This window comes from Rhodospirillaceae bacterium, from assembly GCA_016722635.1.
In the GTDB taxonomy this organism is placed as follows: Bacteria; Pseudomonadota; Alphaproteobacteria; order JAEUKQ01; family JAEUKQ01; genus JAEUKQ01.
Genome location: JADKIX010000005.1, coordinates 50,432 through 76,382, shown reverse-complemented (window position 1 = coordinate 76,382; position 25,951 = coordinate 50,432). Strand labels below are relative to the sequence as shown.

At 47.4% G+C, this 25,951-nt stretch carries 22 protein-coding genes; 10 read left to right on the top strand and 12 right to left on the bottom strand.

The window, feature by feature from the left end; translation table 11 throughout:
- Window position 1 precedes the first annotated feature (1 nt).
- From IPP67_03530 to IPP67_03500, 7 genes are all read right to left on the bottom strand, one after another.
- Window positions 2-289: a hypothetical protein gene (locus IPP67_03530; protein MBL0338258.1), complete on the bottom strand. Its 288-nt coding sequence runs from the start codon at window positions 287-289 to the stop codon at window positions 2-4.
- Window positions 286-954 carry a nucleotidyl transferase AbiEii/AbiGii toxin family protein gene (locus tag IPP67_03525; protein MBL0338257.1) on the bottom strand — a complete coding sequence of 223 codons (669 nt, stop codon included), beginning with the start codon at window positions 952-954 and terminating at the stop codon, window positions 286-288. The genes IPP67_03530 and IPP67_03525 overlap by 4 nt, the downstream gene beginning before the upstream one ends.
- Window positions 955-1,166: 212 nt before the next feature.
- A complete protein-coding gene (locus tag IPP67_03520; GenBank protein MBL0338256.1) occupies window positions 1,167-1,949 on the bottom strand; it encodes a hypothetical protein in 783 nt (260 codons plus the stop codon).
- Between the two features lie 49 nt (window positions 1,950-1,998).
- Window positions 1,999-3,168: a Fic family protein gene (locus IPP67_03515; GenBank protein ID MBL0338255.1), complete on the bottom strand. Its 1,170-nt coding sequence runs from the start codon at window positions 3,166-3,168 to the stop codon at window positions 1,999-2,001.
- A gap of 464 nt (window positions 3,169-3,632) precedes the next feature.
- On the bottom strand, window positions 3,633-4,178 hold the full coding sequence (locus IPP67_03510; protein ID MBL0338254.1) for a GNAT family N-acetyltransferase: 546 nt from the start codon (window positions 4,176-4,178) through the stop codon (window positions 3,633-3,635).
- A gap of 98 nt (window positions 4,179-4,276) precedes the next feature.
- A complete protein-coding gene (locus tag IPP67_03505) occupies window positions 4,277-4,582 on the bottom strand; it encodes a hypothetical protein (GenBank protein ID MBL0338253.1) in 306 nt (101 codons plus the stop codon).
- Window positions 4,583-4,692: 110 nt separating this feature from the next.
- Window positions 4,693-5,187 carry a hypothetical protein gene (locus tag IPP67_03500; protein ID MBL0338252.1) on the bottom strand — a complete coding sequence of 165 codons (495 nt, stop codon included), beginning with the start codon at window positions 5,185-5,187 and terminating at the stop codon, window positions 4,693-4,695.
- Between the two features lie 627 nt (window positions 5,188-5,814).
- On the opposite strand from IPP67_03500, the gene IPP67_03495 reads away from it, so the two are divergent.
- Window positions 5,815-8,355: a right-handed parallel beta-helix repeat-containing protein gene (locus tag IPP67_03495; protein ID MBL0338251.1), complete on the top strand. Its 2,541-nt coding sequence runs from the start codon at window positions 5,815-5,817 to the stop codon at window positions 8,353-8,355.
- Window positions 8,356-8,766: 411 nt separating this feature from the next.
- Here IPP67_03495 and IPP67_03490 read toward each other — a convergent pair whose 3' ends face one another.
- Window positions 8,767-10,785 (bottom strand): right-handed parallel beta-helix repeat-containing protein, encoded by a 2,019-nt coding sequence (locus tag IPP67_03490; GenBank protein ID MBL0338250.1) that lies wholly within the window; start codon window positions 10,783-10,785, stop codon window positions 8,767-8,769.
- A 329-nt stretch (window positions 10,786-11,114) separates the two neighbouring features.
- Window positions 11,115-13,196 (bottom strand): hypothetical protein, encoded by a 2,082-nt coding sequence (locus IPP67_03485; protein ID MBL0338249.1) that lies wholly within the window; start codon window positions 13,194-13,196, stop codon window positions 11,115-11,117.
- A gap of 549 nt (window positions 13,197-13,745) precedes the next feature.
- Here IPP67_03485 and IPP67_03480 point away from each other — a divergent pair.
- On the top strand, window positions 13,746-15,566 hold the full coding sequence (locus IPP67_03480) for a hypothetical protein (protein ID MBL0338248.1): 1,821 nt from the start codon (window positions 13,746-13,748) through the stop codon (window positions 15,564-15,566).
- 539 nt (window positions 15,567-16,105) lie between these two features.
- Here IPP67_03480 and IPP67_03475 read toward each other — a convergent pair.
- Window positions 16,106-16,603, bottom strand: coding sequence for a hypothetical protein (locus tag IPP67_03475; protein ID MBL0338247.1), 498 nt, complete (start codon window positions 16,601-16,603; stop codon window positions 16,106-16,108).
- Between the two features lie 298 nt (window positions 16,604-16,901).
- Between IPP67_03475 and IPP67_03470 the strand changes: the two genes are divergently transcribed.
- From IPP67_03470 to IPP67_03445, 6 genes are all read left to right on the top strand, one after another.
- Window positions 16,902-17,459: a terminase small subunit protein gene (locus IPP67_03470; GenBank protein MBL0338246.1), complete on the top strand. Its 558-nt coding sequence runs from the start codon at window positions 16,902-16,904 to the stop codon at window positions 17,457-17,459.
- Between the two features lie 89 nt (window positions 17,460-17,548).
- On the top strand, window positions 17,549-18,142 hold the full coding sequence (locus IPP67_03465; GenBank protein MBL0338245.1) for a hypothetical protein: 594 nt from the start codon (window positions 17,549-17,551) through the stop codon (window positions 18,140-18,142).
- Window positions 18,143-18,281: 139 nt separating this feature from the next.
- Complete coding sequence (locus tag IPP67_03460; protein ID MBL0338244.1) at window positions 18,282-19,622, top strand: hypothetical protein; 1,341 nt, start codon at window positions 18,282-18,284, stop codon at window positions 19,620-19,622.
- Window positions 19,623-19,676: 54 nt separating this feature from the next.
- Window positions 19,677-20,360: a hypothetical protein gene (locus IPP67_03455; GenBank protein MBL0338243.1), complete on the top strand. Its 684-nt coding sequence runs from the start codon at window positions 19,677-19,679 to the stop codon at window positions 20,358-20,360.
- Between the two features lie 19 nt (window positions 20,361-20,379).
- Window positions 20,380-20,922: a hypothetical protein gene (locus IPP67_03450; GenBank protein ID MBL0338242.1), complete on the top strand. Its 543-nt coding sequence runs from the start codon at window positions 20,380-20,382 to the stop codon at window positions 20,920-20,922.
- Between the two features lie 121 nt (window positions 20,923-21,043).
- Window positions 21,044-22,312, top strand: a complete 1,269-nt coding sequence (locus tag IPP67_03445; protein ID MBL0338241.1) for a hypothetical protein — start codon at window positions 21,044-21,046, stop codon at window positions 22,310-22,312.
- A 245-nt stretch (window positions 22,313-22,557) separates the two neighbouring features.
- Here the strand turns inward: IPP67_03445 and IPP67_03440 are convergent, their stop codons facing one another.
- A complete protein-coding gene (locus tag IPP67_03440) occupies window positions 22,558-23,682 on the bottom strand; it encodes a glycosyltransferase family 92 protein (protein MBL0338240.1) in 1,125 nt (374 codons plus the stop codon).
- A gap of 213 nt (window positions 23,683-23,895) precedes the next feature.
- Between IPP67_03440 and IPP67_03435 the strand changes: the two genes are divergently transcribed.
- Both IPP67_03435 and IPP67_03430 read left to right on the top strand, forming a co-directional pair.
- Window positions 23,896-24,285, top strand: a complete 390-nt coding sequence (locus tag IPP67_03435; protein ID MBL0338239.1) for a hypothetical protein — start codon at window positions 23,896-23,898, stop codon at window positions 24,283-24,285.
- 185 nt (window positions 24,286-24,470) lie between these two features.
- Window positions 24,471-25,046 (top strand): hypothetical protein, encoded by a 576-nt coding sequence (locus tag IPP67_03430; protein ID MBL0338238.1) that lies wholly within the window; start codon window positions 24,471-24,473, stop codon window positions 25,044-25,046.
- Window positions 25,047-25,227: 181 nt separating this feature from the next.
- Here the strand turns inward: IPP67_03430 and IPP67_03425 are convergent, their stop codons facing one another.
- Complete coding sequence (locus IPP67_03425; protein ID MBL0338237.1) at window positions 25,228-25,701, bottom strand: EF-hand domain-containing protein; 474 nt, start codon at window positions 25,699-25,701, stop codon at window positions 25,228-25,230.
- Between the last annotated feature and the right edge of the window lie 250 nt (window positions 25,702-25,951).

The window sequence follows — 25,951 nt, the reverse complement described above, 5'->3', positions numbered from 1 at the left end:
TTTATGGAAACCTTTTAGGAAAAGGCGGGGTGGTTGGATAATCGAGCATCAGGTGCCAGTAAGCCCAGGAGCGTGGGTCAAAAATGCCAGGGGGGGCATGATCTAACGCCTGGCGCATATCGTCGTCGCTGATATAACGGCGGACTATACCTACATCTTCATGGGTGCCGTAAGTCAGCAGATAAGCCATAAAATGGATGGGATCTTCCAGGGCTTCTGCGGGGCTTTGAAACCAGATCACCCGTTCCGCTACCACCAATAAATCTGGATTAAGGGGCAGTTTTTTCATCTTTGGCTCGGCCCATCGAAGGAGGATAGCGGGGGCAGATGGTCTAAATCAACCTGGCGAACTGCTTGTTCCAGGTTTTTGCGAATAAGGGGGGATAGGTTTTTCAACTGTTCGTCCCCATAATAACTCAGGGCTTTTAAGGTAATTTGTGGGTTAAACTGTGGGCCATAAATCATTTGGGCCGCCCGCAATGCTTGACCTAGGCTGATGCCAGCCTTGATTAGGGCATCGATATCTTGGTAATCTTTGATTTGCGCCCGTTTTTGCACAACATCGGCTTTGGTTGCGGCCAAATCGATTAAGGCAGCTACTTTGATTTGCGGCCCTTCAGCAATTTCTGGTTGGGCCACTTTTTTCAAACTTAAATCACCAAAATAGGATAACTGCACCGTCCCTTGAAAATTGACCCGGCAGGTGAGGGAGTTTTCTTCAAGCTGCAGGACGGTGGCTTGCTTGAGATAAGGAATGGTGCGCAGCAAAACGCCCGGATCAAAAGGCTGATTGCTGAAAAAATCAAAGTCAACTGATTGCCGGTGGCCCAGGCGGAGCGCAATGGCCGTTCCCCCATACAAAGTGAAATAGCCGGGTGTGTCTTTTAATAAAGGCCATAATTGCCGTTGGGGGGGCGGCAAGATACCTAAGCGAGGGATGAATTCTTTTGCCATGAGTTATCCAATGGTTAACAAAACGACTGTAGCCCTTTTTCTATCAAAGGACATCAAAAAAACATCGCTTGATTATGTCAGATTATATCAGAATTGCGTATTGCCCGGGAAGAAAAATTTTGTTGATGCCAAAAGTGAAGAGAGCAATGGGGGATTAGGTTCTAGGGTGTTTGATATCTGTCAACAGTCTTAGGAAATTGGCAGATAAAAAATCATAATTTTTTAAAAATTTGATTATTGTTTAAATTCTTTAATTCTCTGAAGAATTTGTTGGCAGTATCTATAATAGTTTCCCAAAAATTGACTATGACTTTATGGAATGGCACCTGAGGGGAATTTTCTTCAAATGAATGTGTCATAATTGGAGCAAATTTACCCATGTCTTCCATCGTGTCGATAAATTTCTTGAATTCTTCCAACGGTTGATTAAGGGCTGCATCAATCATTTTGGTTTGCAAATTCTGATAATTAATTGCTTCTTGTTTATTAAGAATTTGTGAACATACAAAAAGAGGTATGCGGTGTGCTAAAGCGTGTCTAAAATTCTCTAATTGTTCAAAATGTGAGTCAATTTCAATCAAGTGATCTTGAAAATCTTGAGAAAAGCTGTCTCTAACTTTTTTACATTTAGATCCCAAGCCAACTAAAGTTCTAGGTATTGGAAGATCTTTTTCTTTTACCCATATCCAAGCTAAATTATCGGAACATCCATAAATATTAAAAATGAAGCTGTGTAAATTAATAGATAGATTTTCTAATGCTTCATCCGATAATTTTTTCGTATTTTCAGGAGGACATATAGTCCATATATTTAAAAGACAACGCCTTAAAACGCCCAGTCTATTTAAGAAACCTAATCGAATATATTCTTTGGCTTTCTTATCTTTTAATTGACTATGTAAAGATAAATAATTCAATAATATCTCTTGATAAGCATGATTTATTTTTGCATATTTTGAATTCAATTGCTCAATTTTTTCACTGGTAAAAAACATTTAAAATTCCTCAAATCGTTGAAAATTTCAATAGGCTTTTATGTAAGAACTAAGCGGATAATGGCTTAGTGCCTTGGCTGAGTGTATCCAGGTATTTTTGATATATAAAAACCTTGTGGCTGGATTTGCCGGTGATTTCCCGAACGATTTCCAATTTTTGCAAGGTTGCCATCGTGCGCAGCACGGTTGGGCGAGAAAGAGCGCAGTTGCGCATGATTAAACCGGTGCCAACCACTGGATTTTGTTGTAAATAATGATGGACTGTAAAAATTCCGCCGCCTGAAGCTTCAGACTGTTTGATTTTTTCATGATCTTGTTTAAACAGCTGCAGAATGGATTGGGCGGCCTCAGTGGCTTGGCTTGCAACTTCACTGACGCCCACCAAAAAAAACTTGATCCAGTCTTCCCAATTGCCGGTTTCGCGCACCGCTTGCAAATGATCATAATAGGGCTGGCGATTGGTTTTTAAATACAGACTTAAATATAATAAAGGTTCTTTCATCAAGCCTTTTTGGCATAAGATCAAGGTGATCAATAACCGCCCCAATCGGCCATTGCCGTCCAGAAATGGATGGATGGTTTCGAATTGCCCATGCGCCAATGCCGCAATGATCAAAGCTGGCAATTTAACAGTATCATCATGCAGGAATTTCTCAAAGGCATCTAATGTCTCCATTAACCGTTCCGGTGGGGGTGGGACAAAACGGGCATTACCCGGCCGTGATCCGCCGATCCAGTTTTGCGTGGTGCGGAATTCACCTGGGCTTTTATGACAGCCGCGGGCATTATTCATCAGTTTTTCATGTATTTCCCGAATAAGCCTTAAGGATAACGGCAATTCCTTGATCCGCTCCAACCCGTACTTCATGGCGGCCACATAACAGGAAACCTCGGTCACGTCATCCAATGGCACGCCGGGCGCCTGTTCATTTTCAAATAATAATAAATCAGCCAGTGACGATTGGGTTCCCTCAATCTGGGAAGATAAAAGCGCTTCTTTCCGAATATACATGTAAAGGAAAAGCCCTGAATCCGGCAACAATAGGCGTAGTCCATCCAAACGGCCCAAGGCGATATTGGCCTGATCCAGAAAGGGATATAATATTTCCATATTTAAGGGAGGAGCAGGGGGGAGCGGTGGGGGAAGGTAAGCTTGATAAAATTTGCCCCCAATTGCCGATCCTTTTATATAAGTACCGATCCGTTCTTTTTTTATCACACATTTCTCCTAAAGTAACGAATTGTTACTTTTGTGTTACTTTATTGTAAATAGGTAACAGGGATGATGCTTGCAAGAAAAAACGTAACGGAAATCTTATATTTCGTTACTTTGTTAAAAATAGATAACGGGAGTGATATATGAGCAACCAGAGCGTATTGCGGTCATGGTGTGGTTCAAGGGAGCATACAATCGCCGACCATCCGATTATCCATCCATTTCCATCCGATTACTACATGGGATAAAATAAAAGACCCGGAAGGGAAAAGTTGGGAAAGGAATGATATTTTGTAAGGCTTGCCATGCGGGATGCAGCGACCGGCAGAAAACTCAGCCAGGGCAGGGGGATCTGGCCAGCCTCAGGTCATTCGCCCAAACCTGAACCCTTTTATCCTTGGCATTCCGGTGTTAGCAAAACAGCGCCTCTTACGCAACCGGCTTATACTTCCTTAACTTCAAATTCGTTACGGATCCAGCGTTTTACTCATATTGATATTGGTGATTGCATAGCCCAGCTTTTCGTAAAGGGCGCGGGCGGTATGATTGAAACCAAACACATGCAGGCCCATTTTAGTGGCCCCCAGGCGTTTGGCTTCCCTTTCCGCCAATTGCATGGTTTTTTCACCATATCCTTGGCGGCGGTGGGGTTCGTCAATGATGATTTCGTAGATAAAGGCCTCTGGCTTTTCAACCATGAGCCACAGCCAGCCCAGCCGTTCACGCGGGGATGTTTGGATAACGGCAAAAAAATGATGGTGGGGGGTGGCAAGTCCCTGGGGCAGCAATTGGACAAATTCCTGCCGTGAACGCTCGAATGCCCCTAGTTCTGGCCAATTGCCGCTGCGCACCTTATTGGCGGCGAATTGGGGGATACAAATTTTTAAAAATGCATCAAACTCACCTGAAGTCATGGCAACCAGGGTAATCACCGCGTCCTCCTGATCCAAAACAGAATAACCGGCCCAACCGGCATTGCTACCTTTATAGCAGCCGCTTGACCGGGGTGCCAATGGTTTTTAGAGGTTTCTTTTGTGGGAGTTTTTATCCGCAGGGTCAGGATTGGGGCGATCCTATGTCATGAGGATGATTTTATAAGCCTAGGGTCGGGTTAAACGACCGTGGACAATAGCGATTGCAACTTCTCCAAACCGATATTGGGTTGCCACATCAATATTTCATATTGGGCCACATTGGTTTTAGTGAACGGGTCGTGGTCACGGATATAATCCAGCAACTGCAGCTTTTCATCCGGCACATGCAACAATAGCCCCCCGCCCGAACGCGGCGAAAAGGGGCCTGAGGCAATCAAATAACCCTGTTGCGCTAAATGCCTTAGGTAAGCGCGGTGATCATCAAGCACGGGTAACACGTCCTCAAAGGGGCGGCGGTAACGGATTAGGGCAATGGCAAACATCAGCGCATCCTTTTTATTCTTTATGGCTTTTTATCCTTGAGGGCGGGGATCAAAACCCCTAAATGCTACAATCAATAACCCGACATAACAAGTTCATTTGGCGGACATGCTTATTCCAACAGCAAACCGCCCTGATAGCGCATGAGGTAGGCCAGTCCCCCGGAGATATAAATATATTCCTTACCCTTAAATTCTTCTAATTTTCCCTCGCATTTATTGACATAAATCCATTTTTTGCCGGGCTCCTTGAACCATTGAGGGCCGCGGGGCAAATTCCTTTTGAAGTCACGCCGCAGCAACGCCCGCTTTAGAAAACCGTAAATTTTTTCCCCTGGCACAGCGGTGATCCGCAACTCCCCATGATAGCTCATTTCCCACACGGGATCGGCTTCGTGATAAATGATCTGTTGCCCGCCGAATTCCCGCTCCCCGAGTGCGCTGTCATGAAAGAACCAAGGCCCTTCCCGGAATTTGTAATCATGCGATCGCAGCCGACATGATTTTTGTTGCGGGGCGCTAACCGCATAGGTATTTTTGATGCACTTATCCAGAAACACGGATAAACGGTCTAAATCCTTATAGGTAAGGATTTTGGGGGCGATCATGTTACCTTGCTCCTTTCTTGGTTATTTTTAGGCGATCAGGGGCTTTGGCAGCGGCTTTGGCAGGATTCCCATTCGGCCAAATTCCTGATTGGCAGCGGCCTGTTCAGGGTGGCCAACTTGTTTCCCCTGGCAGCCGTTGATCCAGGGGGTTGCCTTGATTAATCATCATTTTAAGATGTGTTGCCCGGATCAATCAAGCATTTTTTTAGGGCTATCGCCGGTGGGCGTGCAGAAATGAGGGACGGGATAAGGGATAAGGATTGGGGATCGTATTTGCCAACGGTTGACAATCACAGGGGACGGTTAGATAGGGATGACTGGTTGAGGGAGGCCGCGCAATCCTCACCACCGATCCTTAAAATCCCGGGCATTGGCCGGGATATCCCTATATATTTTGGGGCTTGCCCAGTTTCCCAGAATTATGCTACAACTAAGCACCAATTCGAAAAAATAAAGCTATGAATTTTAAAAAATATAATTTTAAAAAATAGCGACGGTGCCTTGGGCAATAAGGGTCTTGGGAACATGATCCGCCAGGCTTGCAGCAACTAAACTGGTAATTGGGATCCCCCAAATATCAGAAAATAAGATCAGTAGTAACAGTGAATTTACATGTCAGGAATCAAAATGAAAAACCACCGAAGCAATTTCTCAGGTATCAACAACATATTAAAGGCCAGTGTGTGTGCGGGCGCCTTGATGGCCATGATGGGTGGGGTTGCTTACGGGCAATTTGGCGGTTCGGTCAGCGGCCAGGGTTCGAAAGCCACCGACGGCAGTGGCTGGGGTTTAAGCACTGATGCGATGCTGCCTTTCGCCACCGACGGCTTAAGCCAAATGTTTTACGGATTGGTTGGGGTGGGATATCAAGACAGTAACCCGACTTTCAGCTTAGGGGCAGGATACCGCGTAACGCCTGGATATGGCGAGATGATGTTGGGGGCGAATATACGGGGTGAATCGTGGCGCAGCAGTGGCAAAAATTGGTTTTACGGTGTTGTGCCAGGGGTTGAAGTGGTGTGGGGGGGGGTGTCGGTCAGTGCCAATGCGTATGTGCCCGTTGGCAAAACCACCCGCAGTGTGAAAGGAACGGACTATAGCAAGCCTGCGTTGGTGGACCGGCCAACCACCCCCGGTTTTTGTGATCCAACCCAAACCAATCGTGACTGTGATTTAGTCATTCAGAATTGGGGACGTGACCGCGAACGTAACAATTGGGGGGCGGATATCCAGCTGGGCTACCGTCTGCCCTTCTTGGAAAGTATTGATATTGAAGTGGCGATGGGTGGATATATGTTTGACCGCAAGGGGGAGCGGAATTTGACCGGTCTTACCGGTGGGGTTGATTTCATTGTGCCACTTGGTGAAAATTTTACCCTGAATGCCAGCGGTAAAATGCGGCGGGAAAGCAGTGGTGGCCGCGGGACCGATGCCTTATTTAACCTGGGCTTTACCTATCAATGGGGCGGGGCTGGCGAGGCCACGGCGGATTATTTAAAGCGCAAACTGCTGCAGGCCCCAAGGCGTTTGGACCATAGCTATAGCCAGCAGGTCATCGAGGGCGGGGTGATCGGCAGGCAAGGGGCAATCTCAACGGATAACCCATCTAATAGGGTGGTTTCCCGGGTGCAGTTCGTCAATCGGGACAACCGCGCCAATGCTCAAAATATACTTGTTGGCATACCGCAGGATGGGGTGGTGGTGTTTGATGGCAGCAGGGGGGAGATTGAAGTAGCTAACACCTTGAGTGTTATGAAATCCAATGTGCTGATTATGGGTGGCGGTGCGGGGATGACCCTGAAAGGGGCGGTTGACGGCAAAACCTATCAGTTTACGATGGATGGCACCCGACCAACTATTCGGCAAACAGTGGTAACGAATTATGGGTTTGCTATCACCAATCGCAATGATGTGGTTTTCCGCAGTCTCGATGTTCGGGGCGGGATTAATAGTTTTCTCTTTACAACCTCCAATAATGCCCAGTTGTTTGACATTGCCAGTGCCAATACGGTCGGCAGCGGTTATGTTTTTAGCGGTTCACTGGGTGCCCGTCTAACCAATGTTAAAAGCACCAATGCGGGTCCCGCTAGTGCGGGCTTGGAGTTAAACGCTGGCTCCCACAACGCCGTGGTTGATGGCATGCAGGTTGACCGGGCACCGGGGCGTGGCATTTTCGTGAACAATTCTGACAATGCCCAATTAAAAAATATCACTATTATTGGTGGCGATGCCATGGCCCATATCACCGGAAACGGGATTGATTTGGTTAATGCAAAAAACATCCTGGTGCAAAATGCTAACATTAGCTTTGTTAAGGATCACGGTATTAACATCATCAACACTTCTACCGGAACGCAATTAGAAAAAGTCACCATTGTTGACGCCTTACAAAGTGGGATTCGGGTCAGAGATTCGGATGCTGGCATGAATGGGCATTTTACCAATGTGCGTATTGACAGAACGGGTAGACAGGGCATTGATGTGACCAATTCAAACGACCTAAAGTTGGCGGATGTGGGTGTTAGTAACACCGGCAAGGCTATGGTTGCCGGAACAACCGACGGTATTTCTTTTAATAATTCTAAAACTGCATCGCTGAAGGAAGTATCGGTGGACACCACCACGACCGGTGGTAACGGTATTGTTTTCTTTGGCTCTACGGGTGCTGTCTTGGATGGGATTACTATTAAAAACACGGGTGCTACCGGCTTGTTCTTTAACTTCGGTTCTACCAACGCTAAAGCCTCAAACATCAATATTGAAAATGCCCAGGGGCAGGGGGGGGGTATTCAAGTGACGGCATCCGACTGGGTACAACTTGAAAAGGTGGTGATTGACCAATCTGCGATGACCGCTGGCGCGCAAGGGGTAGAAATATTTAGCAGCGACAATGTCAGCTTAAATGATTTGCAATTGAAGGGGAAGACAGGGGTGACAGCAGCGCTGATTATCAACACTGCCAATAATATTACGATCCGTAATATCCGGACCAGTAATTGGGGGGTGGGATATGCTCTAACAGGGGTTATAACTAACATTAATGCCATGAGCACGGGCAATACCTCCACCAATGATACCCAAACCTGTGATGGTGTCGTTGATATTGCGAATACTTTGGCGGTTCAAAGAACAGTTGGGATGATGGTCACGAATGAGAGTTGCAACTAACTAAAACCGCTATCGGTTATTGTCTTAACGACGATGCCTTTAACCCCGCCCAAGTAATATTGTGGCGGGGTTTTTTTGTTAGGCAAGCTTGGTATGGGTAGTTCATGAGTCCCAATTTTTAGTGATTCCGGCAGGTTGGGCGATCATAAAATTGTATGGCCCGCAACGCCGCAACGGGTCAACATTTCCTTTAGAATCAAGGGATGCAAGTTGTATCAATAGGAAGAAATAAACCCAATGATCGATGGCTTTGGTTGTGGCTTGCACCTCCATCATCTGTGGGGATACACGCGGGAGGCTTTCGATTCTTGAAGGTGGGCTGGAATCAGAACAGCCTAACTAAAGCCGATGGAGGTGGAAAACAAAAAAGGGGGAAGTTGCCTTCCCCCCTTTTCTTACCAAATTGATTAGTTAATTACAGGTCACAACGCCACTACCCGTGACTTGTATTTGCAAGCTGCCACCAGCGTCGGGCATGCCATCGCAGGCGGTTTGTCCGGCGGCACCGGGGGTAAAGCGGTTACCGCCTACATCAGTGACGGAGCTTGGATTAAGGCCAGTGCCAAAGATTTCAAAGCCAATTTGCCAGTTTTGCGCATGCACATTTTCAAGCGCAATGTTCATTGAGCCAGGTGAGACATTCACCCCGCGTCGCATGGCCGTATTATTACCAACCACCAAAATATTTCTTAAGGTAACATTATCAGCGCTGGCAAGGATGTGAATGCCGTGCCCTTGGGAATTATGCACCTGGACATCTTGCAGGGTGATGGTTTGCGTGGTTGGTCCAAATACTTCGATACCATCATTCGCGACATTGCGAATATCTGCCCCCGTCACTGTAACATTGGCTGAATTGGCGATATCAATCCCATCATCACCGGCGGTATCAATGTGAATATCATTAAGCACCGTGCCGTTGGCCCCCGCTATGCCAATACCATCACCCCCTGCATTTTGGATATATATGTGCTCCACTGTGGCGTTGGTGGAACCTGATTCAATAGCGATGGCACGGACTTGGCCGCCACGGTTAATGCTTATATTACTTAAAATGGCATTATCACTGGTATTTGCAATGATAATCCCAGCATCTTGCAAATTATCGATGGTCAAATCGCGCAAGCGCAACTCATCGGCATTATTGTTGGCAAAAATAGCAGATCTGGCAGTGCCGTTGCCGTCTAGATGCAACCCCTGCAGCATGATATTATTGCGGTTGTTAAAAATATTAAAGAGGTCATTGGTACCTGGTTGAATAATCCGCCCCTGATCACCGGGAACATGAAATATTCCCTGCTGGCCACTGCTGGCACCGCGCAGGTGCACGGAGGCGCCACCCCCTACCACGGCCACATGGTCATTGCCAAAGATGATCGGATTGTTACCAGGCAGACGAACGGTGCCGTTGACAATTACCATGGTATTGGCGGCCATCGCATTAATTTTGCCAATTATCAGGCCTTCATTGCTGGCATCAACAAATTGTACCTGTTGCACAGCAATCCCGCTGGTGTTGTCTTGCAGGATGGCTTGCTCATCGAAGCTTTTGCCTTGGCTAACATAGGGGCGGTTACGGCGTTGCAGATGTTTGGGGGCGCTGGCCATAAAGGCAGGGGTTGAATGGGCAATTGTGCCACCAAACTGCCAGCTTAACCCAACGCTGAAAACACCTCGGGTTTTTTCTTCGCGGTCATGGCGGAATCCGCCGCTGGCTTTCAGCATCATGCTATCAGTGATATTGAAAGCTACCCCCATCTCCCCTTGAAACCCAACCAAAGCTTTGCCGGGGCGGTCATCAACATATATCCCAGCACTTGGTACCAGGCGGAATTTGCCTAAATTCAACACATATTCAGTGCTGGCATCAAAACGGAAATAGGTTTTTTCGATGCTGTTTGCATAGGTGCGCAAATGCAAATCACAAACCCGGTTGTTGGTATTGTTTGGATTGGTACAAGTGTTTGTTCCAGGTTGATTGACGAACACGCCGTCGGAATGGCCGCTATTCTTGATTTCTTTTTTGTGGTCGCCTAGGGGAATATACAAGTTGCTGCGTACAGTAAGGGCCCCTAAGCCAGCCTCAAAGCCCAGGGTCGTGCCGTAAAAAGTATTTTTATGGCTGCTTTCTTGGATATCCAGTGTGCTGAAAATCCCAAGCCCCAACTGCGGACCGGCCATGAAGCGATAACTGAGGCCTAGGGAACCGAAGGGATTTTTATCTTGGTTGCCACCTTCAGCCAATATTCCCAATCCATGAGCAAGCGGTATCCAGGCAGAGCCATTTAAGCCAAATCCCCCGCCACTCGTTTCAGATACCCCTTGTAACCCTAATGTTGAGCCGACCTGGGCGTATGATGTGCCCATCAGGCCGCTGACAAGGGCTACCGTACAACCGCTATAAGATAAAAATTTCTTGAATTGCAACATGTGAACTTTCCTATGTGTGATGATTTGTGTGTGATAAGTATTAATTTTTTTTGGGAATTGTCCAATAGTTTTTAATGGTTGAGGAAAATAATTCATGATGGTAGGTTTTTTGAGGGCAGGGGTTTATTTTTTAAAGAATATGACCATAACGGAACGGCAGTCAATGGGCAAAAAATGACGCAAGTTTGCTTGATAAGGCCATAGGAACATCAATAAATATAAGGCCTTGTTAAAATGAGAGCATTGGTTTGGTGGGGGTTAAATCCTGTTCTACCATAAAAAAGGGGGAAGTTGCCTTCCCCCCTTTTCCGGTTATCAAGATATGGTAATTAACGGCAAGGCGTTCCAACACCGGTGGTGGTGGTGGTGACATTCAAACTGCCGCTCATGGCATCGATATCATTGGTGTTATCGCAAGCTGTTAGTCCTGCTGCCCCTGGGTTGAAAGTATTGCCGCTGAGGTCAATGACAGTAGTATTAGCAGCGGTTAAACCAAAACCACGCTCCCAATTTTCGGCATGGAAGTTGCCGACGCTAAGCCTCAAGGAACCATTGTCAACCTGCAAGGCCCGGAAATTAGCAGCCCCACGGCCAGTGGCCGTGATGTTGGTCAGACTGACATCATCCGGGCCATTCATCAAGAAAATGCCATGACCATTGGTGGCGGTTGCGTGCGCCTTAATGGTGACATCATCTACGCTGGCAAAGCTAGCGCCAGCCCCATCGATCACGATCCCATGGACATCAAAGTTGCTGATGGACCCATGTTCAATCTTCACATGATCAGATGTGCCCAGAACTCTAATAGCGGTGTCATAGTTATTATCGTTATCATCAATGTCAAAGCCACTGATCGTACTGTAGCGGCTGTTAGTGAATGTAACACCGAAACTGTTGTTGGCCAATTGACGGAGGGTCAGATTGGTAATGCTGGTACTCATACTGTTGTTAACAGCAATGTTACTAACACCAGCCTGTCCAATATTGGTTCCGCGAACATTGTTGAGGCGAACATTATCCGAAGAAGTAATCTCGGCAACATGCGTGTTACCGTTGGTCACCGACACATCATCCACCATGCCATAATGGGCATTGTTTTCAAAGTGGAAGTGACGGGTAGTGAAGGCGGTGCCGGTGATATCAAAGCCTTTGAAGATGACATTGCTACGGTTGTTGATGTTAAATACAGCCGCAACGTTACCCGCGGTAATGGTGGGGCGGGTGCCGGGGGTATGGAAAGTGCCGGTATGTCCATTCATGCCCACTAAGCCAACATTGGAGTCACCACCAATAATATAGACATTGCTACTGTCAATGTTGGAGGTGTTGTTGCCAAAATTAACCCCACCTTGAACGATAATCATCCGGTTTGGACCCAAATTGCCAATCTTATTCCAGGGGTTCATAACGGTGCTATCCACAAACTCAACCTGGTCAATCGGGGCATTGCTGTTGCTGTCTTGTAAACGGGCGCGTTCAACAAAAGAATTGCCCAGTTTTTCTTGGGTATGGATGCCGCGGTCAAACACCGAACGGCTGAACGGACGATCCACGAAGTTAGTACTAGCACTGGCGGCATTGCCCCCAAAATGCCAGGTTAACCCGGCGCTAAAGATCGCTTGGGTACGGTTGTTGTTGTCATAGTTCTGGTTTTTGTTGTCATGGCGGAAACCAATGCCGCCTTCAATTGCCAAACCATTGCCAAGGGCAAGGCCAACTTTCACGCCGCCCTGCACCCCAACCAGGTTTTTACCCTGACGGTCATACACATACACCCCAACATTCGGGGTCACGGCAAAGCCGCCTAAATTCAATTCATATTGGGCATTCAAATTAACCCCAAAACTGTTTTCCTCAACACTTTGCTCACGGCCAACTAACCATAAATTACAAACGCGGCTAACCGTACCCATGGGAGGAGCACTACAATTGGTATTGCCAGGTTGGTTAAGCAATTCCCCTTGGGCGGAGCCGGAGTTTTTAACATTCCGTTCTTTTTTGCCAACCGGGATTTGCAAGGTGGAGCTAAAGGTCAAGCCACCAAAGCCAACTTCGAAAGTGGGTTTTATGGCATAGAACATCTTGTCGCTTCCATCACCCTTTTGCATGGCGAAAGATACCAAGCCACCCAGGCCGATGTTGCCACCAACCATAAACCTGCCACCCAAACCAACGTCACCGTAAGGGTTGCCATCTTGGAAACCGCCCTCCAAATAAGCGCCAAAGCCCATGAAAGGGACCCAGGCATTCGCATTCATGCCGAAGCCGCCGCCATTGGTAATACCGGTGGCGCCAACGCCTAAGGAACCTGCCAATTGGGCATTCGCAGACCCCACCACACCCGCCAGCAAAGCAATGGCACAGCCACTTTGCAGCAGCATCTTTTTCAAATCTTTTCTTAAAATTTCCATGATTATTCCTTAAGATTTATTCATTAAGATATGAGTCAGTTATTAAGTAATTTAATAGTAAATCTTACCCCTTGTAGCTGATTCATCATATTCGGTCTAATGTTTTTTAGCATGATAGACATGATTGGGGATAATTGTTGTATTTTTGCACCAATCCTTTCAATCGCGCTCAATTATAACATACCCATAAAACTAGGGTTTGGGATATTTTAGGAAAACTTATCTGATGATAGATCGGTCGGTATTTTGGTGACCGATGGCGATCACGGTTGTTAAGGGCCATTCCCCTTAAAAAAAACCTTCGGTTGGATAACCTGAAAGCTATGGCACCAACGGCACCTATCAATGATTCCTAAAACCATATCAAGAAAATATTTTTTGTTAACCTTTTGTTAAAGGTTCAGGGATAAAAATCAATCGTAACGAGAAGAACGAGATCACACACAGGGTAGATCACAGGATTTCCGTGAGGTTGGATGGATCAGACAGATGAGATCAACAATCTATCACATAAATATAACGATATAAGGCAGAATGAGGAGAATGATTATGAAAAAACAATTAGGAATGAAAGAGATGCTACTGGCAACCGTTTGCGCGGTCGGAATCAGTGGGGGGGCCCAGGCGCAGTTCGCGGGCAGCTTAAATTTGGAAAGCATTTATGAGAAAGGCAATGGGGGGTTCGGGGCGAATGCTGGCCTGATGATGCCGTTGTTTTCCGCACCCACCGGCATGTTCTATACCATGATTGAGGGAGGGTGGAGGGGTGGGTTCAACCATGGGGGCAGCCCGGTCGGATCGTTCGGGGCGGGATACCGCTTCTTGCCAGCGGGGGTTGATGGGGTGGGCATCGGCTTAAACGGCAGTTTTGATATCAGTCAAAGCGACAGCCGCAATCGTTTTTACGGGGCCACCGCAGGCTTGGAAATTTTCATCCCGGGCGGTCTTGCGATCAGCCTGAACGGGTATATCCCCGTATTGCAGAAAGAGAGGGGCGTATCCTCCTCATCCGTGAACACCCAAACAACTGCGTTGGCGCTGCGTGACAAAACGCCGGGTTCTTGTAACCCAAGCAACCCACAAGTTTGCGTACCAATATTGGTAGGGGAGAATGTCAACAGTACCACACAGGTTACGGAACGGAACCGTTGGAGCGCTGATCTGCAAATTGCCTACCGCTTGCCGTTTTTCCAATCCATTGATATCACGCCGAATGTTGGGGTGTATATGATGGACCGTGACGGCAAACAGCTGAGGGGGGTTGAGGCTGGGCTTGATGTGGCCTTGCCGTTGGCTGGCGGCGTGCAATTCACGATGTCGGCCCATGGGCGGCGTGACCGCGAAATTGGTACGGTTGCCTCGTTTGGCTTAGGGTTGCGGGTAAATCTGGGGCCTGCAGCCATTATCAATGACCCCCGTCAACGCTTCTTATCGCAAGCCCCAAGAAGGATGGCCTTGCAAGACCGTGCCCGTCCTGAAGTGAGATCTGAGGTTACCAATGTGGTTACCCATATTGAAGAAGCGGTGAAATGGGATAAGACGGATGCGGTGGTTACCGAATTACGCTATGTCAATGCGGCTAACCAAAGTTTGGCGCATGAGCAAGCAGCCGCGCTGGCCGATGGCGGCATCTTGCTGATCGATGGGCCGGTGACGTTGGCTACCGATCAAAACCTGCTCATTGCGGCCAATAATAGTGGGGTGGTGGGGGGTGGAACAAACCTGTCTTTCCAAGGTGTAACCAGTGGGCTTTCCGCTACATATGCCGCGCCTGGCACTTTAGGAGATATTACCGAAGGGGCAGGTAGGACGATTGAGCTAAACTTGCTTGATGTCCAATATGCCAAAAATGTGTATGTTGATCATTTGCGGTTAAGCGGAAGTTCCGTGGGTATGAACATCTTGAAGGGTGATCAGGTGGTGGTCGAGGATGTTAAACTTAATATGTCAGAAGGGTCAAAAGGCTTGGTGGTTGAGGGTAGCCGGGACATCTTAGTCAAAAATTTCCAGATCAGTGGTTCTATAGGTATCGAGATTGTGCGCGGAGAGGGGATCAAAATAGAAGATGGGTTAATGGAAATTTCTGGCGAGCGTTCACGTGGGATCGTTCTTGACGGTAACGTCGGGGCGGTAGAGTTGAAAAATATCACGTTGCAAGGGACGCACCAGACTAGGCGGTTTGGTACGACCGCTGTGGTTATCGGTGCCCAGTCATCGGGAACCGTTAGTTTTGAGGGGATTATCCTCAACATCTGGGATACAGGGTATAGCTGGGATGATGTGGGTGTGATGGAAGACCGGGGTGGCAATACCGCCACGGATGTCAACCTACAACCAAATGCGCCCAATGGCACGGGTGGCAGTGACTAGTCTATAGATAAACTAAGTTGCCCGTACTTACCAACAAACACCCACCGGCCTTCAAGCTGGCGGGTGTTTGTTGTCTGGGGCACAAAATATTGCTAGGCCTCCTATCACCCATCTTGTGACTGAACCCTTATCTATCAGTACTGCCAACCAAATAGGGGTTGTGCGCATTATGTGTCACGGTGTAGATACTTACCAACCCGGATGCTGCCTTTCGGTTAATATGCCGGGTAACCCCTACATGCCCTGGCTTGACCAAGTGTGAACTTGCTGGCATGATGAAACAATTGGTCAAACCTTCAACATCATGATCCGGTTCGCACAACATCTCCTCCCAGTGCGTTGATGGGTCATTGGCCGACCACTAGCACTCGTGTAGGCGCCGGACAGCTTATTCCCTGTCAAATTACCGGGTACACCGTGTACCACGTCATGTTGCATGCGGTTGGTGCAATGCAAATCAAAGGATCATGTATGATACGGGCAACAGTGGGATTGATCCCTGCCAACCTGTTGGTTGGCAGGGATCATGAGAACTTTGGTTAAAACGCGCTGACCGAGATGCTGCCATTGATATTATAACCAATCAACACCCATTGTTTTTCGGCCTTATGAAAGGTGATTTCAACCAGCAATGGCCCTTGTTGGTAATGAACCAGGGCGCGGTAACGGGTAAGGCCTGTGCCAAAATTTTTCACTTCCACCATTTCCGTGCGGACAATTTGCCCAAGCAAGGCGCCTGCATTGTTCAAGGCGTTGATCAATTGCTTTTGGATTTCAGGTTTGTTGTTGCGAACATTATATAAACTTTCATTCATCAGCATTTCAACCGCCGGGATAACCCCGTTTTTGTGTAAGGTTTGCAAAAATTTTCCTACCCAAACTTTCGGGTCCGCAATGGTTGGGGCGGTTGCAACCACTGGCGGCGTGGGTACGGTTGGTTGTTGGGCAACGGCCTGCGATACCCCCAAATAAGCTAGGAATAAGGCTAGGGCGATGGCGAATCGGGAACGTGCCGTCGTTGATAATATGGCAAGCATGAGAAAATCCTTTTAAAAGTAATTGGGTAAAAGCAAATGGATAGTATCCATTCATATCACGTTTTTTAATACAAAGTAAGCTTAACTTATCAGTAAGGTATAATTTTGCTTGAAATTAGCCCACTTGCCCAGGTCAAGCTTGCCAAATTTTAGGATGATCGGTTGCCAGCGGGTTTTTTCACAACCGGGCGGTCTGGCTGTTGCTTGCCTTCCCAAAAAAAATAAAAGCTTACGTAAAAACTCAAAAAATGAATGCCACACCCAGATTAAGATCAAAGTTCCGTTCAAGGAGATGAAATTGGCAGATATGACGAAACCCCTGGCTAATATAGGGTTAACCGACCCATTGCCAGCCACCGATTTGTTTGGGGGCCAACCCCCTACCAAAAGGACGGGTAAAAAACCGCGCCCTTATAATGACAAATTGGCTGAGGATATTTGTAACCGTCTGATGCAGGGGGAAAGTTTGCGCCAAATTTGCGCGGGCAATGAGCCTCCGGCGGTGCGCCGCACCATTTTGTATTGGCTGGCTAACAAGCAGGAATTTCGCCAGCTATATGCCGCTGCCCGCGAAATTCAGGCGGATTTGCTGGCTGAGGAAATTTTGGCAATCGCCGATCAAAATGAGGAGGATTGGCTGAAAAAAGCTAAACGCGGCTCAATTGATGAGCAGCTGGTTTTTAACACCGAACATGTGCAGCGAGCCAAATTGCGGATTGATGCCCGCAAATGGCTGATTGCCCGCTTGGCGCCCAAGAAATATGGCTTGGTTGATGGGGAAGGTCAGCCAGACAATCAGCAGCTTGCAGAACCATGGCAGGTGCAGTGGTTGGTGGGCGAAGAAAACGCTGGTTAAGCTTGATCAAATCAGGTAAAATATTTTTTGTTCTTTTACCATAAGAAGCGCTTTATTTGCTTAACCCGTATTCACCTACAGGAATTCAGATGCAAAAGAATATTACTTGGATTATTGTCGGTTTTTGGGCTGTTTTTTACAGTTCTGCCCAGGCGCAAACGGGCTTATCATCGTATCAATCCTACTGGTTCTTCGAATGTGTAATAGGTGGTCAATGTTGGGAAGCGCGCCAGCATCCCAATTTCTTTGAAATGGATCGCTTTGCCCCGGCACTCAAGAAATTTTTAACCCCGGCTGAATACGGAGCCCTGGTTGCTAACACAGGCGTGTCGCTTTACGTTCTGGATGACAACAAAGGCGTGGCATTGGAATTCTTTACTAGAGACGACCGAATTGATGCTGTGGCTTTTGGTTTTTGTCCGCCCCAGCCTTGCGGCCGCACGCTGGTTGTTTCTTTCAGTTGGGGTAGTTCCTGGAAAATTTGGGATGTCTATGAAAAAGACGCTGAAGGCACCGACTTTAGGTCCGAAAGACCTATTAATTATCGAGCGATTATCAGGGGTATGTTAGGGAAAGATGGCCAGGGTGGCAAGATGCAAATCCTGTATGTATATTCGCCCACAGAAGCTGCGTATTGGCAAGAGGGCATGGCAGAAAAAATGATCATAAAAACAAGACTCTGACCTATTTAAGGGTATCTGTAGTAAGGTCCTAGTGGACTTAGAACCCCTACTCAAAAGTCCAGCGGAGTGTATGCAGGCCTTAGAACAGGCATTTGGAAAAGGAAAATAAGCCAAATGCGAACATGTATTAGGAGATAACATGAAGAAAATTTTAGCAATTCTTGGATTTTTGCTGATCACACCACTGGCTTTGGCACAAGCGCCGATAGTGACCAAAGAAGATAAAGAGGCTTTCGTGCAATGCATGAACAACGGGGAATGCTGGCCGAATGATCACATCAAGGGCGATTTTTTCAAGAATCTGCGGGTGCGGGATGCCTTGAACCATATGCTGAATCCGGACTATTCGCGGGATTACGATGTAAGAAGTGTGTGGCAAGGCGTCATCCAAAAGCGTTTTTATATCGAAGATCGGGCCGGTACCGAAGCCCGTGGGCGCCTGCAGCAAAACATTAATATCTGGGGCTACTGCCCCGTTAATATCGATCACCAGAAACCGATTGAATGGTTCAAGGATTGCGATGGGGTCGATATTTTCAATTTTGCCTGGGTGCCTTCTTGGGAAAAAGGCAGCCGGATCAGGATATCGATGGAGGGTTTTTACGACGCGATGGTCGGCGCCGATGGGCGGGGCGGCTTCATTCAGATTCTGAAATATCAAAAAATAGATGGCCGGCCCTCTATGAGATATTGGCAGGAAGGAATGAAAAAATATATTTACCTTCAGGAAGATTTGGGCCTTGATCACCTATCAACGAAAACCTGTTTAAGCTTGGTGGATACCCCTGAGCATTCATTTGAGGCGCAGCTTACGACGTGCCTGGGGATCTTAAGGGAAATATGGTCATCGGACTGGCAGCCTGCGGCCTATACGGCATGGCATAGTGATGACGAAGATGGGGGCTTAACCCAGGAAGATTGGGATTTGGTGAATTTCGGTGTTTGCATCGCCCGCCATCAATGTGTGTATGGCTCAAAGGAAGGCGGGGATTTCTTAAGGCTTGACCGCATTGACCCTTTCTTAAAGAAAATCTTAAGCCCGGCTGATTACCAAGCCGTCCAACATAGTGTTGAACTGCGTTCCGCAGTTGACGGTGATAAGCAGCGGGTCACCATCCAGCTGGGGCTTTGTTCTGCCCGCAACCAGCAGGAACGGCAACAGCCGGCCGGATGCCCGCGCAGCCTGATCATCAGTTTCCATTGGAAACCAGTGGCCCTGGATTTGACCGATCGTGACCAGCTTTATGATATTTCACCGGCCATTTTGGGCGCCAATAAAAAGGGTGGCGAATTACAGGTGATGCTGGTGGAAAAGGGCAGTAAAACCCACCTTTCCTACGGGCAGGAAGGGATGGTAAAAATGGTCAGCCTGTCCGCTGACCCCGCTGTCAGCAAACTGTTGCAGGATAAGTGTCAGAGAACAGATGATCTTAAGATCATCCATCATTGTATGGAAGAACTAAGTAAAGGTTTCCCCTAGTTGGAATAAAGCGAATCAATAGAATCTCTTCAAACAAGGAAGTTAATAGAGGAAATGATGATGAAAAAATACCTGGTTGTTTTTTGGCTGCTGGGTTGGATACCAAATCTCAACGCCCAAGAAGCGGTACCGGTGAAAATGGAAGATAAACAAGGCTTTATCAGTTGTGTGATGATGGTGCAATGCTGGGATGAAGGTGCCATCCAAAAAGGCGGTTTTTTTATGCATCCGCGCGTTGCCCCCGCTTTACAACAACTTTTAACCAAAGAACAATTCCGCCAATTGGTCAATAACATTGGTATCCAGGTTCGAGAAAGCGGGGATGAGGGGCAAGCGATTATAAGAATTGGTTTCTGTCCAGAATTGGATTATCCCGATTATTCTTACAATTATCCTGAAGCTTGTGCCAAGAGTATTATCATCAGTTTTAGCTGGCGCCCTTTTTTAGTAGATCCAAAGACAATAGATGGTTTCTATACTGCTATTTTGGGCAATGACGGTCAGGGTGGCAAACTGCAATTGCTGTTTTTACCGGAAGTCCAGGATGGGCCGATTACGACGATAAAGCCTGCCCGTTATTGGCAGGAGGGGATGAAACAACCCCTGGAATTTGACGATCTGCCCACGGTCGGTGATCAGGTAAAACAGCGTTGCCAAGACGTCGGTCTTTTTGACTCGGCCCAGGCTTGTTTGAGGGGGCTTGAGGAAAGTTTTACCCATCCATTGACCTACCCATAAAATGAGGCGAAGGGACGCCATGAGGCAGCAGCCGGACGATGAGCTAACCAAAAACATCAAACAAGCGGCCAAAGCGGTTTTTTTCATTGATAAAACCGTTTCCTTGGGTATTTTCTGGCCGTTGTTCGGGTTAAGCCTGGTGGGATGGTATTATTATATTTGGCAGCAGGCAGGTTTTATCCAAGGGTTGGCTGCCTTGCTGGCCATCACAACCCAGCATCCGTGGCTAACTCTTTTCTCGGTATTGATGGCAGGTGGCTTAGCAGTTTGGCAAATTTACAGGCATTTCCCGGATTCCTTGTTCGCCGCCTTTAATTTGCTGATGATCGGGATTTATGAATGGCAGCGCTACCAATGGACAAGTGTCCATCGGCAACCTTACGCGGATCATGCGGTTTTAATTCCCTTTCATTATCGCTTTGATGTTTATTTGTTGATCTTTACGATTACCGCTATCCAGGCCTATCTTGTTAAAGGCGTGAAATGGTATTTTTATATCATTGGTGGTCTTGGCTATGCCATTACCCTGGAATATATAGCCCTGCGTTTGGGCGCATCGTAGCTGTGGTAGATGGGTGTAGGATTCCCTTATTTTATCAGTCAAGATAACGCGGATATCCTAAACCAATCCAAAATTTATTTCCCTGTATGTTAATTCAACCCTTCCTGAAGGATGATAAGCCATGCCCGCCATTACCATTCCTTATCGCCCGCGTGCGGCTTTTAAGCCCCTACACCAACGCCCGCAGCGTTTTGCGGTGGGGGTGGCCCATCGCCGCGCTGGCAAAACCGTGGCCTGCATCAACGAATTGATTAAAGGGGCTTTAAGCTCTAAGCGCAACCAGCCACGCTTTGCCTATATTGCCCCGTTTTTTGTGCAAGCCAAGGATATTGCCTGGGAATATGTCAAACATTATAGCCGCGCTGTCCCTGGGGTGAAATTCCATGAAAGTGAATTGCGGGTGGATTTTCCGAATGGGGCGCGGGTGCGCCTGTATGGGGCGGATAACCCGGAACGCTTGCGCGGGCTTTATCTGGACGGCGTGGTTCTTGATGAATATGCCCAAATGTCCCCGCGTATTTGGACCGAGGTGATAAGGCCGTCGCTGGCCGACCGGCAGGGCTGGGTGGTTTTTATCGGCACACCGATGGGGCGCAATGCTTTTTGCAAGCTTTATGAACAAGCCAAGCTGGATCCAACCTGGTTTACCTTTCGCTTGAAAGCCAGTGAAACCGGCCTGTTGCCCCTTGATGAACTGGCCGCCGCCAAGCAGGTAATGAGCCCGGATCAATACGCGCAGGAGTTTGAGTGCAGTTTCCAAGCCGCCGTGCAGGGCGCTTATTACGGCGAAATGATGAATAGGCTGGAGCAGCAGGGGGCGCTTGCAACCTTATCCATCCAGCCGGATTTGCCGGTGCATACGGCCTGGGATTTGGGGATTGGCGACAGCACGGTGATTTGGTTTTACCAGCAACAGGCCGGAAGGCTGGCGGTGGTGGATTATGTGGAGGCCAGCGGGGTGGGCTTGGATTATTATGCCAGCCAATTGGCGGCCAAACCCTATAAATACGGCGAGCATTTGCTGCCCCATGATGCGGAGGTACGGGAACTTGGCACGGGCCGCAGCCGCCTCGAGACCCTCAAGCAATTGGGGATCAAGGGACGGATTGTGCCCAAATTGTCGCTGGAGGATGGCATTAACGCGGTGCGCCAATTATTGCCGCAATGCCAGTTTGATATCAATCGCTGCGGGCGGGGGATTGAGGCGCTGCGGCAATACAGACGCGAATGGGATGATAAGGGCCAAACCTTCCGCGCCAGCCCCTTGCATGATTGGGCCAGCCACGCCGCCGATGCCTTCCGCTATTTAGCGGTCGGCTGGCGTGACCGCACCCGCGCGTTGCCTACCCCCGGCCAAACCAACGCTGACTATAACCCGTTCGGGTGGTGAATGGATCTAGGGGCTATTGCATCCAGCGGGTTTGCTAGGATGGCAATATGTAGGAGAGAAGGAGTCGCTTCATGGCATCCAAAAGAAGAATTTTCACTGCTTCCTGAAGGATGGTGCGTGGCACTTCAATCGAGGTAACCACCAACAGCTGTTAAAGAAGCTAAAATACTGCCATAAACACTAGACCTTAAGTGGAATAGCCCCAAAAAACAAACCCGGATAAGCCTTACAAACTGTTAAAAGTTTTAAACATCAGCTATCTGCAATAAACGCTGACGGATGGCTTCCTGCAGTTGGGCCTGGTACATCAAAATCTCCTGATCCAACACGAAATTTTCTAGCGGCGTATTAAAAATCTTCTGGTGCATTTTCATCTTAGATGCCTGCGTCCATTTGGCCCAATCTGCGGCAATTTGATCTTTTTGTGCTTGGGTTTTATATTTTTTCTTATAACGCTTCAGATATCTTTCCAGTGGCACGAAATATTGACGGCTGATTTTCTGCATAAATTCTTCCCGTGATTTGGTGAGATAATGGTTCACCCGCAGCTGAATGCTGTTTAAGGGTTTTTCGGTTGGCCAGTTATGCAGCGGGTTGCGGTCTTCATCATAAGCAGGGACGTTATTCAGTAAATGATGGTAACGTGCAGCGCTAATGATCGAGCGCACCAAGCGTGGCTGCACGATTGAGCGGTATTGATTACTTTCCGGCTCATGGTCAGCAAAGCGGTAGAGGAAGTTTTCGGTTACCAATCCTTGCGGTTTTTTTTCATGCCCCGAAAACCCGAAAATCCGCATGGCAGCGCCCAGGATGGGGATATCGCCATATTGTGCCAAAATTTGTGGCAAGGGTCGGCCGGTTGGGGAAAACAAAAACTCGTCGGCATCGATAATAGCCAGCCATTTGGTCATTTGGGCGGTGTAGCGGACGACATGGGCATAACAAAGATGCTGGTGATTATATTGGAATAAGAAATTGGGCCAGGGGATCAGTTCTACATAACCCTCTAGGATATAAGGCTTTAAAAGTTCCTGAATATTATCGGAGCTGCCATTATCATAAATGATGATTTTTTGGATGCCAACCAACCGGTGAAATTCCAACCACTCAACCATATAAGGCGCTTCATTTTTAATGATCACCGCGGCCATCAATTGATAGGGAAAATTTTGGTCGCTGACGGCAGGGGCTTTGTTGGGGTCGCGCTCCGGCAAGTCTACAACCACTGGCTGCCGGATGACTTTTTCGGATATGGCTGGCAGGCCCAGGGAGGAAGCTTTGCGTTTACGCCAAATCCGCCATTTTTTGTTAATCCAGTAAAGAAATTCACCATTTTTGATCAGTCGAGCGATTTTTTTATGAAGTGCCATCTGTTCTCACCATTTTTTGCAACACCTAGCGCATCTTCAATATATTTTAGGCATAAGTCAAGTTACAGATGGGGAAAGGTCAAGCAAAAAACAGGTTCTAAGCTGGATAATATAGAAAACGGCGGCATTGGCTAGGGGTTGATCGGAGTGCCACAAAAAAGCCATAATTAAGGATTATATAGGCTGTAACTTTAATGATGATGGGTAAGGAAAATGGGAATCAGGAAGATAAGAACTGTATTTTTAGCAATGATCCTAAGCGTGATGCCAATTACCGGATTGCTGGCAATAAAAATTTGTTTGCCCTGCGTTGAAGCAAATATGCAGCCCTATTGCCAGGCATTAAAGGATGCTGGGTTATTAAAAGAGGGGGTGACTTTACAAGATTTTGCCAATGAAGCTGATCAAGAATTGACCACCTGCGAATCTGTATTGGCGGATGGGGCTGTTAAAAGAAGGTTCTATGGAAGAGATTTAGTTGGTCCCTATATCCCCCTCACGTCCCAAAGTTTTTGTGAGGAGATGCTGACGCTGGGTATCATTAGTGTAGAAAAGAAGCAAGCTTGCCATGATTTCTATCAAACCCATCCATTGCCCTATTGAGAGGGAATATGGGGATGATGAAACGCTTTTATTGTTATCTTATGGTCATTTTAAGCATGCTCTGTTGAGAATTGTGGGGGTGATGACTTGCAACAAGTGATCCGTCAATGGCAAGAAGTTCTGAAATTAGTGCGGAAATAAGCCTAAGCTGCGTCGTAACCTGACTAAAAAGAAAGTGAGAGGCGATGATCAAAAAATTATATGGCTTCGTTTTGATATGTTTAAGTTTGGCAATTTTGTCCCAGCCGCTTGATGCGCGCGTGCTTAGCCAATTGCCGAAATTTGAAAAATGGGTTGGCAGTCAGCCGGATCAAGAAATTTTGGGCATGACCTTGTTTGAACATCCAACCTTTCGGCAAGGTATTGAACAGCTGATCCCATTGCAGCAGTGGAACGAACTTTGGAAAACCTATGTTTTTGCCCAACCGGTCGGTCAAATGGATCATTGGCTGGTGGTTAGCGGCCATTTGAAAAATAATCCGGGCGATACGGATCTGAGTATTTTTCTAGACACGACTACCCAGCAAGTGGCAGGGGTTTGTTTAGCATCACATAGCCGGGTATACCCGTATTATCCCGATGCCAATGAACCTTCGGGTAAAGATCGCCCCTTACATATTACCCTGGTTAAAGTGCAATATTATATTCCTGCCGGTCAATTAGTTTTCAATGCAACCGACCAATTCGCTGATTGTGGCCACGGTGATGCGGAAAAGGCGATTAAACAATGGCAAGCGTTGCAAATATTGCTGGGGAAATAAGAACCACGGGGTTCAGGTGGCGAGTTCTCAGGATAATCCTAAACGGGTCGTGATATCAAGTTAGGTTTCTGGTTATGTCCGATTGATCAAGGGGAAACCGGCTTGTCATCTGGCCAATTTCCCCTTAGTAACAATAATCGGTTATCGATGAGGTCAGGAACCCGCAATTTTCCTTGATATTTTATTGATTTTTTGAGTGCTTCAATTCATTTTTCTGCAATAACCCATCCTCATTCTTATCCAGACGCTCAAACAATTTTTCTGCCCGGATCAAAAATTCCCCCTTGCTAACCACGCCATCTTGGTTGCGATCAGCCCGGTCATACATCACGTTTATCCAACGCTGGCGCTGCTCATGATGGTGACCATCCCCCTGTTGGTGGTTGCCTTGTGCTTGGTAAGGGGTGCGGTTATCACCAAGCTCGCGGTGCTGTCCGCCACTTTGTTGCTGACGGTTTTGGCGTTCTTGACGGGCTTTGTCAAATTCTTCCCGGCTGATAGTGCCATCGCCGTTTTTATCCAAATAATTAAACATCGTCTGGCCGCTTGGCGGGGTATGGCCCGGGTTTTGTTCGGGCTTTTGGGCCATGGCACTCGTTCCCATCAGAATCGACGTGAATGTGGCAATGCAAGAATACCGTAGGAAAGAATTCATCAAATATCTCCTTCATGTAAAAGATAAAATAACCTTGTTACTAAATAAGACGCGGCAATTGAAAAAAACCTGCGCTTGCGGAATTTTTTATGCAACGCCTATCATGGCATGGAACCACTTGTCACAGGATCACCGCCTGGTTGCTGGCAATTCATCATCAGAAAATAAAATATTGATAAAGCGCCCAGCGCTTATTAAGATGAAATAGCTTTTTCTAATCACCGCTTTTCCTGCGTACTGGCTTTGGCAT

Coding starts and splice junctions, on each gene's coding strand:
- IPP67_03455 (MBL0338243.1), top strand. CDS start 19,677: ATGATGATGAAAAAATACCTGGTTGTTTTTTGGCTGCTGGGTTGGATA.
- IPP67_03505 (MBL0338253.1), bottom strand. CDS start 4,582: ATGTTTGCCATTGCCCTAATCCGTTACCGCCGCCCCTTTGAGGACGTG.
- IPP67_03450 (MBL0338242.1), top strand. CDS start 20,380: ATGAGGCAGCAGCCGGACGATGAGCTAACCAAAAACATCAAACAAGCG.
- IPP67_03525 (MBL0338257.1), bottom strand. CDS start 954: ATGGCAAAAGAATTCATCCCTCGCTTAGGTATCTTGCCGCCCCCCCAA.
- IPP67_03475 (MBL0338247.1), bottom strand. CDS start 16,603: ATGCTTGCCATATTATCAACGACGGCACGTTCCCGATTCGCCATCGCC.
- IPP67_03440 (MBL0338240.1), bottom strand. CDS start 23,682: ATGGCACTTCATAAAAAAATCGCTCGACTGATCAAAAATGGTGAATTT.
- IPP67_03495 (MBL0338251.1), top strand. CDS start 5,815: ATGAAAAACCACCGAAGCAATTTCTCAGGTATCAACAACATATTAAAG.
- IPP67_03500 (MBL0338252.1), bottom strand. CDS start 5,187: ATGATCGCCCCCAAAATCCTTACCTATAAGGATTTAGACCGTTTATCC.
- IPP67_03530 (MBL0338258.1), bottom strand. CDS start 289: ATGAAAAAACTGCCCCTTAATCCAGATTTATTGGTGGTAGCGGAACGG.
- IPP67_03425 (MBL0338237.1), bottom strand. CDS start 25,701: ATGAATTCTTTCCTACGGTATTCTTGCATTGCCACATTCACGTCGATT.
- IPP67_03465 (MBL0338245.1), top strand. CDS start 17,549: ATGCAAAAGAATATTACTTGGATTATTGTCGGTTTTTGGGCTGTTTTT.
- IPP67_03480 (MBL0338248.1), top strand. CDS start 13,746: ATGAAAAAACAATTAGGAATGAAAGAGATGCTACTGGCAACCGTTTGC.
- IPP67_03490 (MBL0338250.1), bottom strand. CDS start 10,785: ATGTTGCAATTCAAGAAATTTTTATCTTATAGCGGTTGTACGGTAGCC.
- IPP67_03435 (MBL0338239.1), top strand. CDS start 23,896: ATGGGAATCAGGAAGATAAGAACTGTATTTTTAGCAATGATCCTAAGC.
- IPP67_03460 (MBL0338244.1), top strand. CDS start 18,282: ATGAAGAAAATTTTAGCAATTCTTGGATTTTTGCTGATCACACCACTG.
- IPP67_03445 (MBL0338241.1), top strand. CDS start 21,044: ATGCCCGCCATTACCATTCCTTATCGCCCGCGTGCGGCTTTTAAGCCC.
- IPP67_03485 (MBL0338249.1), bottom strand. CDS start 13,196: ATGGAAATTTTAAGAAAAGATTTGAAAAAGATGCTGCTGCAAAGTGGC.
- IPP67_03520 (MBL0338256.1), bottom strand. CDS start 1,949: ATGTTTTTTACCAGTGAAAAAATTGAGCAATTGAATTCAAAATATGCA.
- IPP67_03430 (MBL0338238.1), top strand. CDS start 24,471: ATGATCAAAAAATTATATGGCTTCGTTTTGATATGTTTAAGTTTGGCA.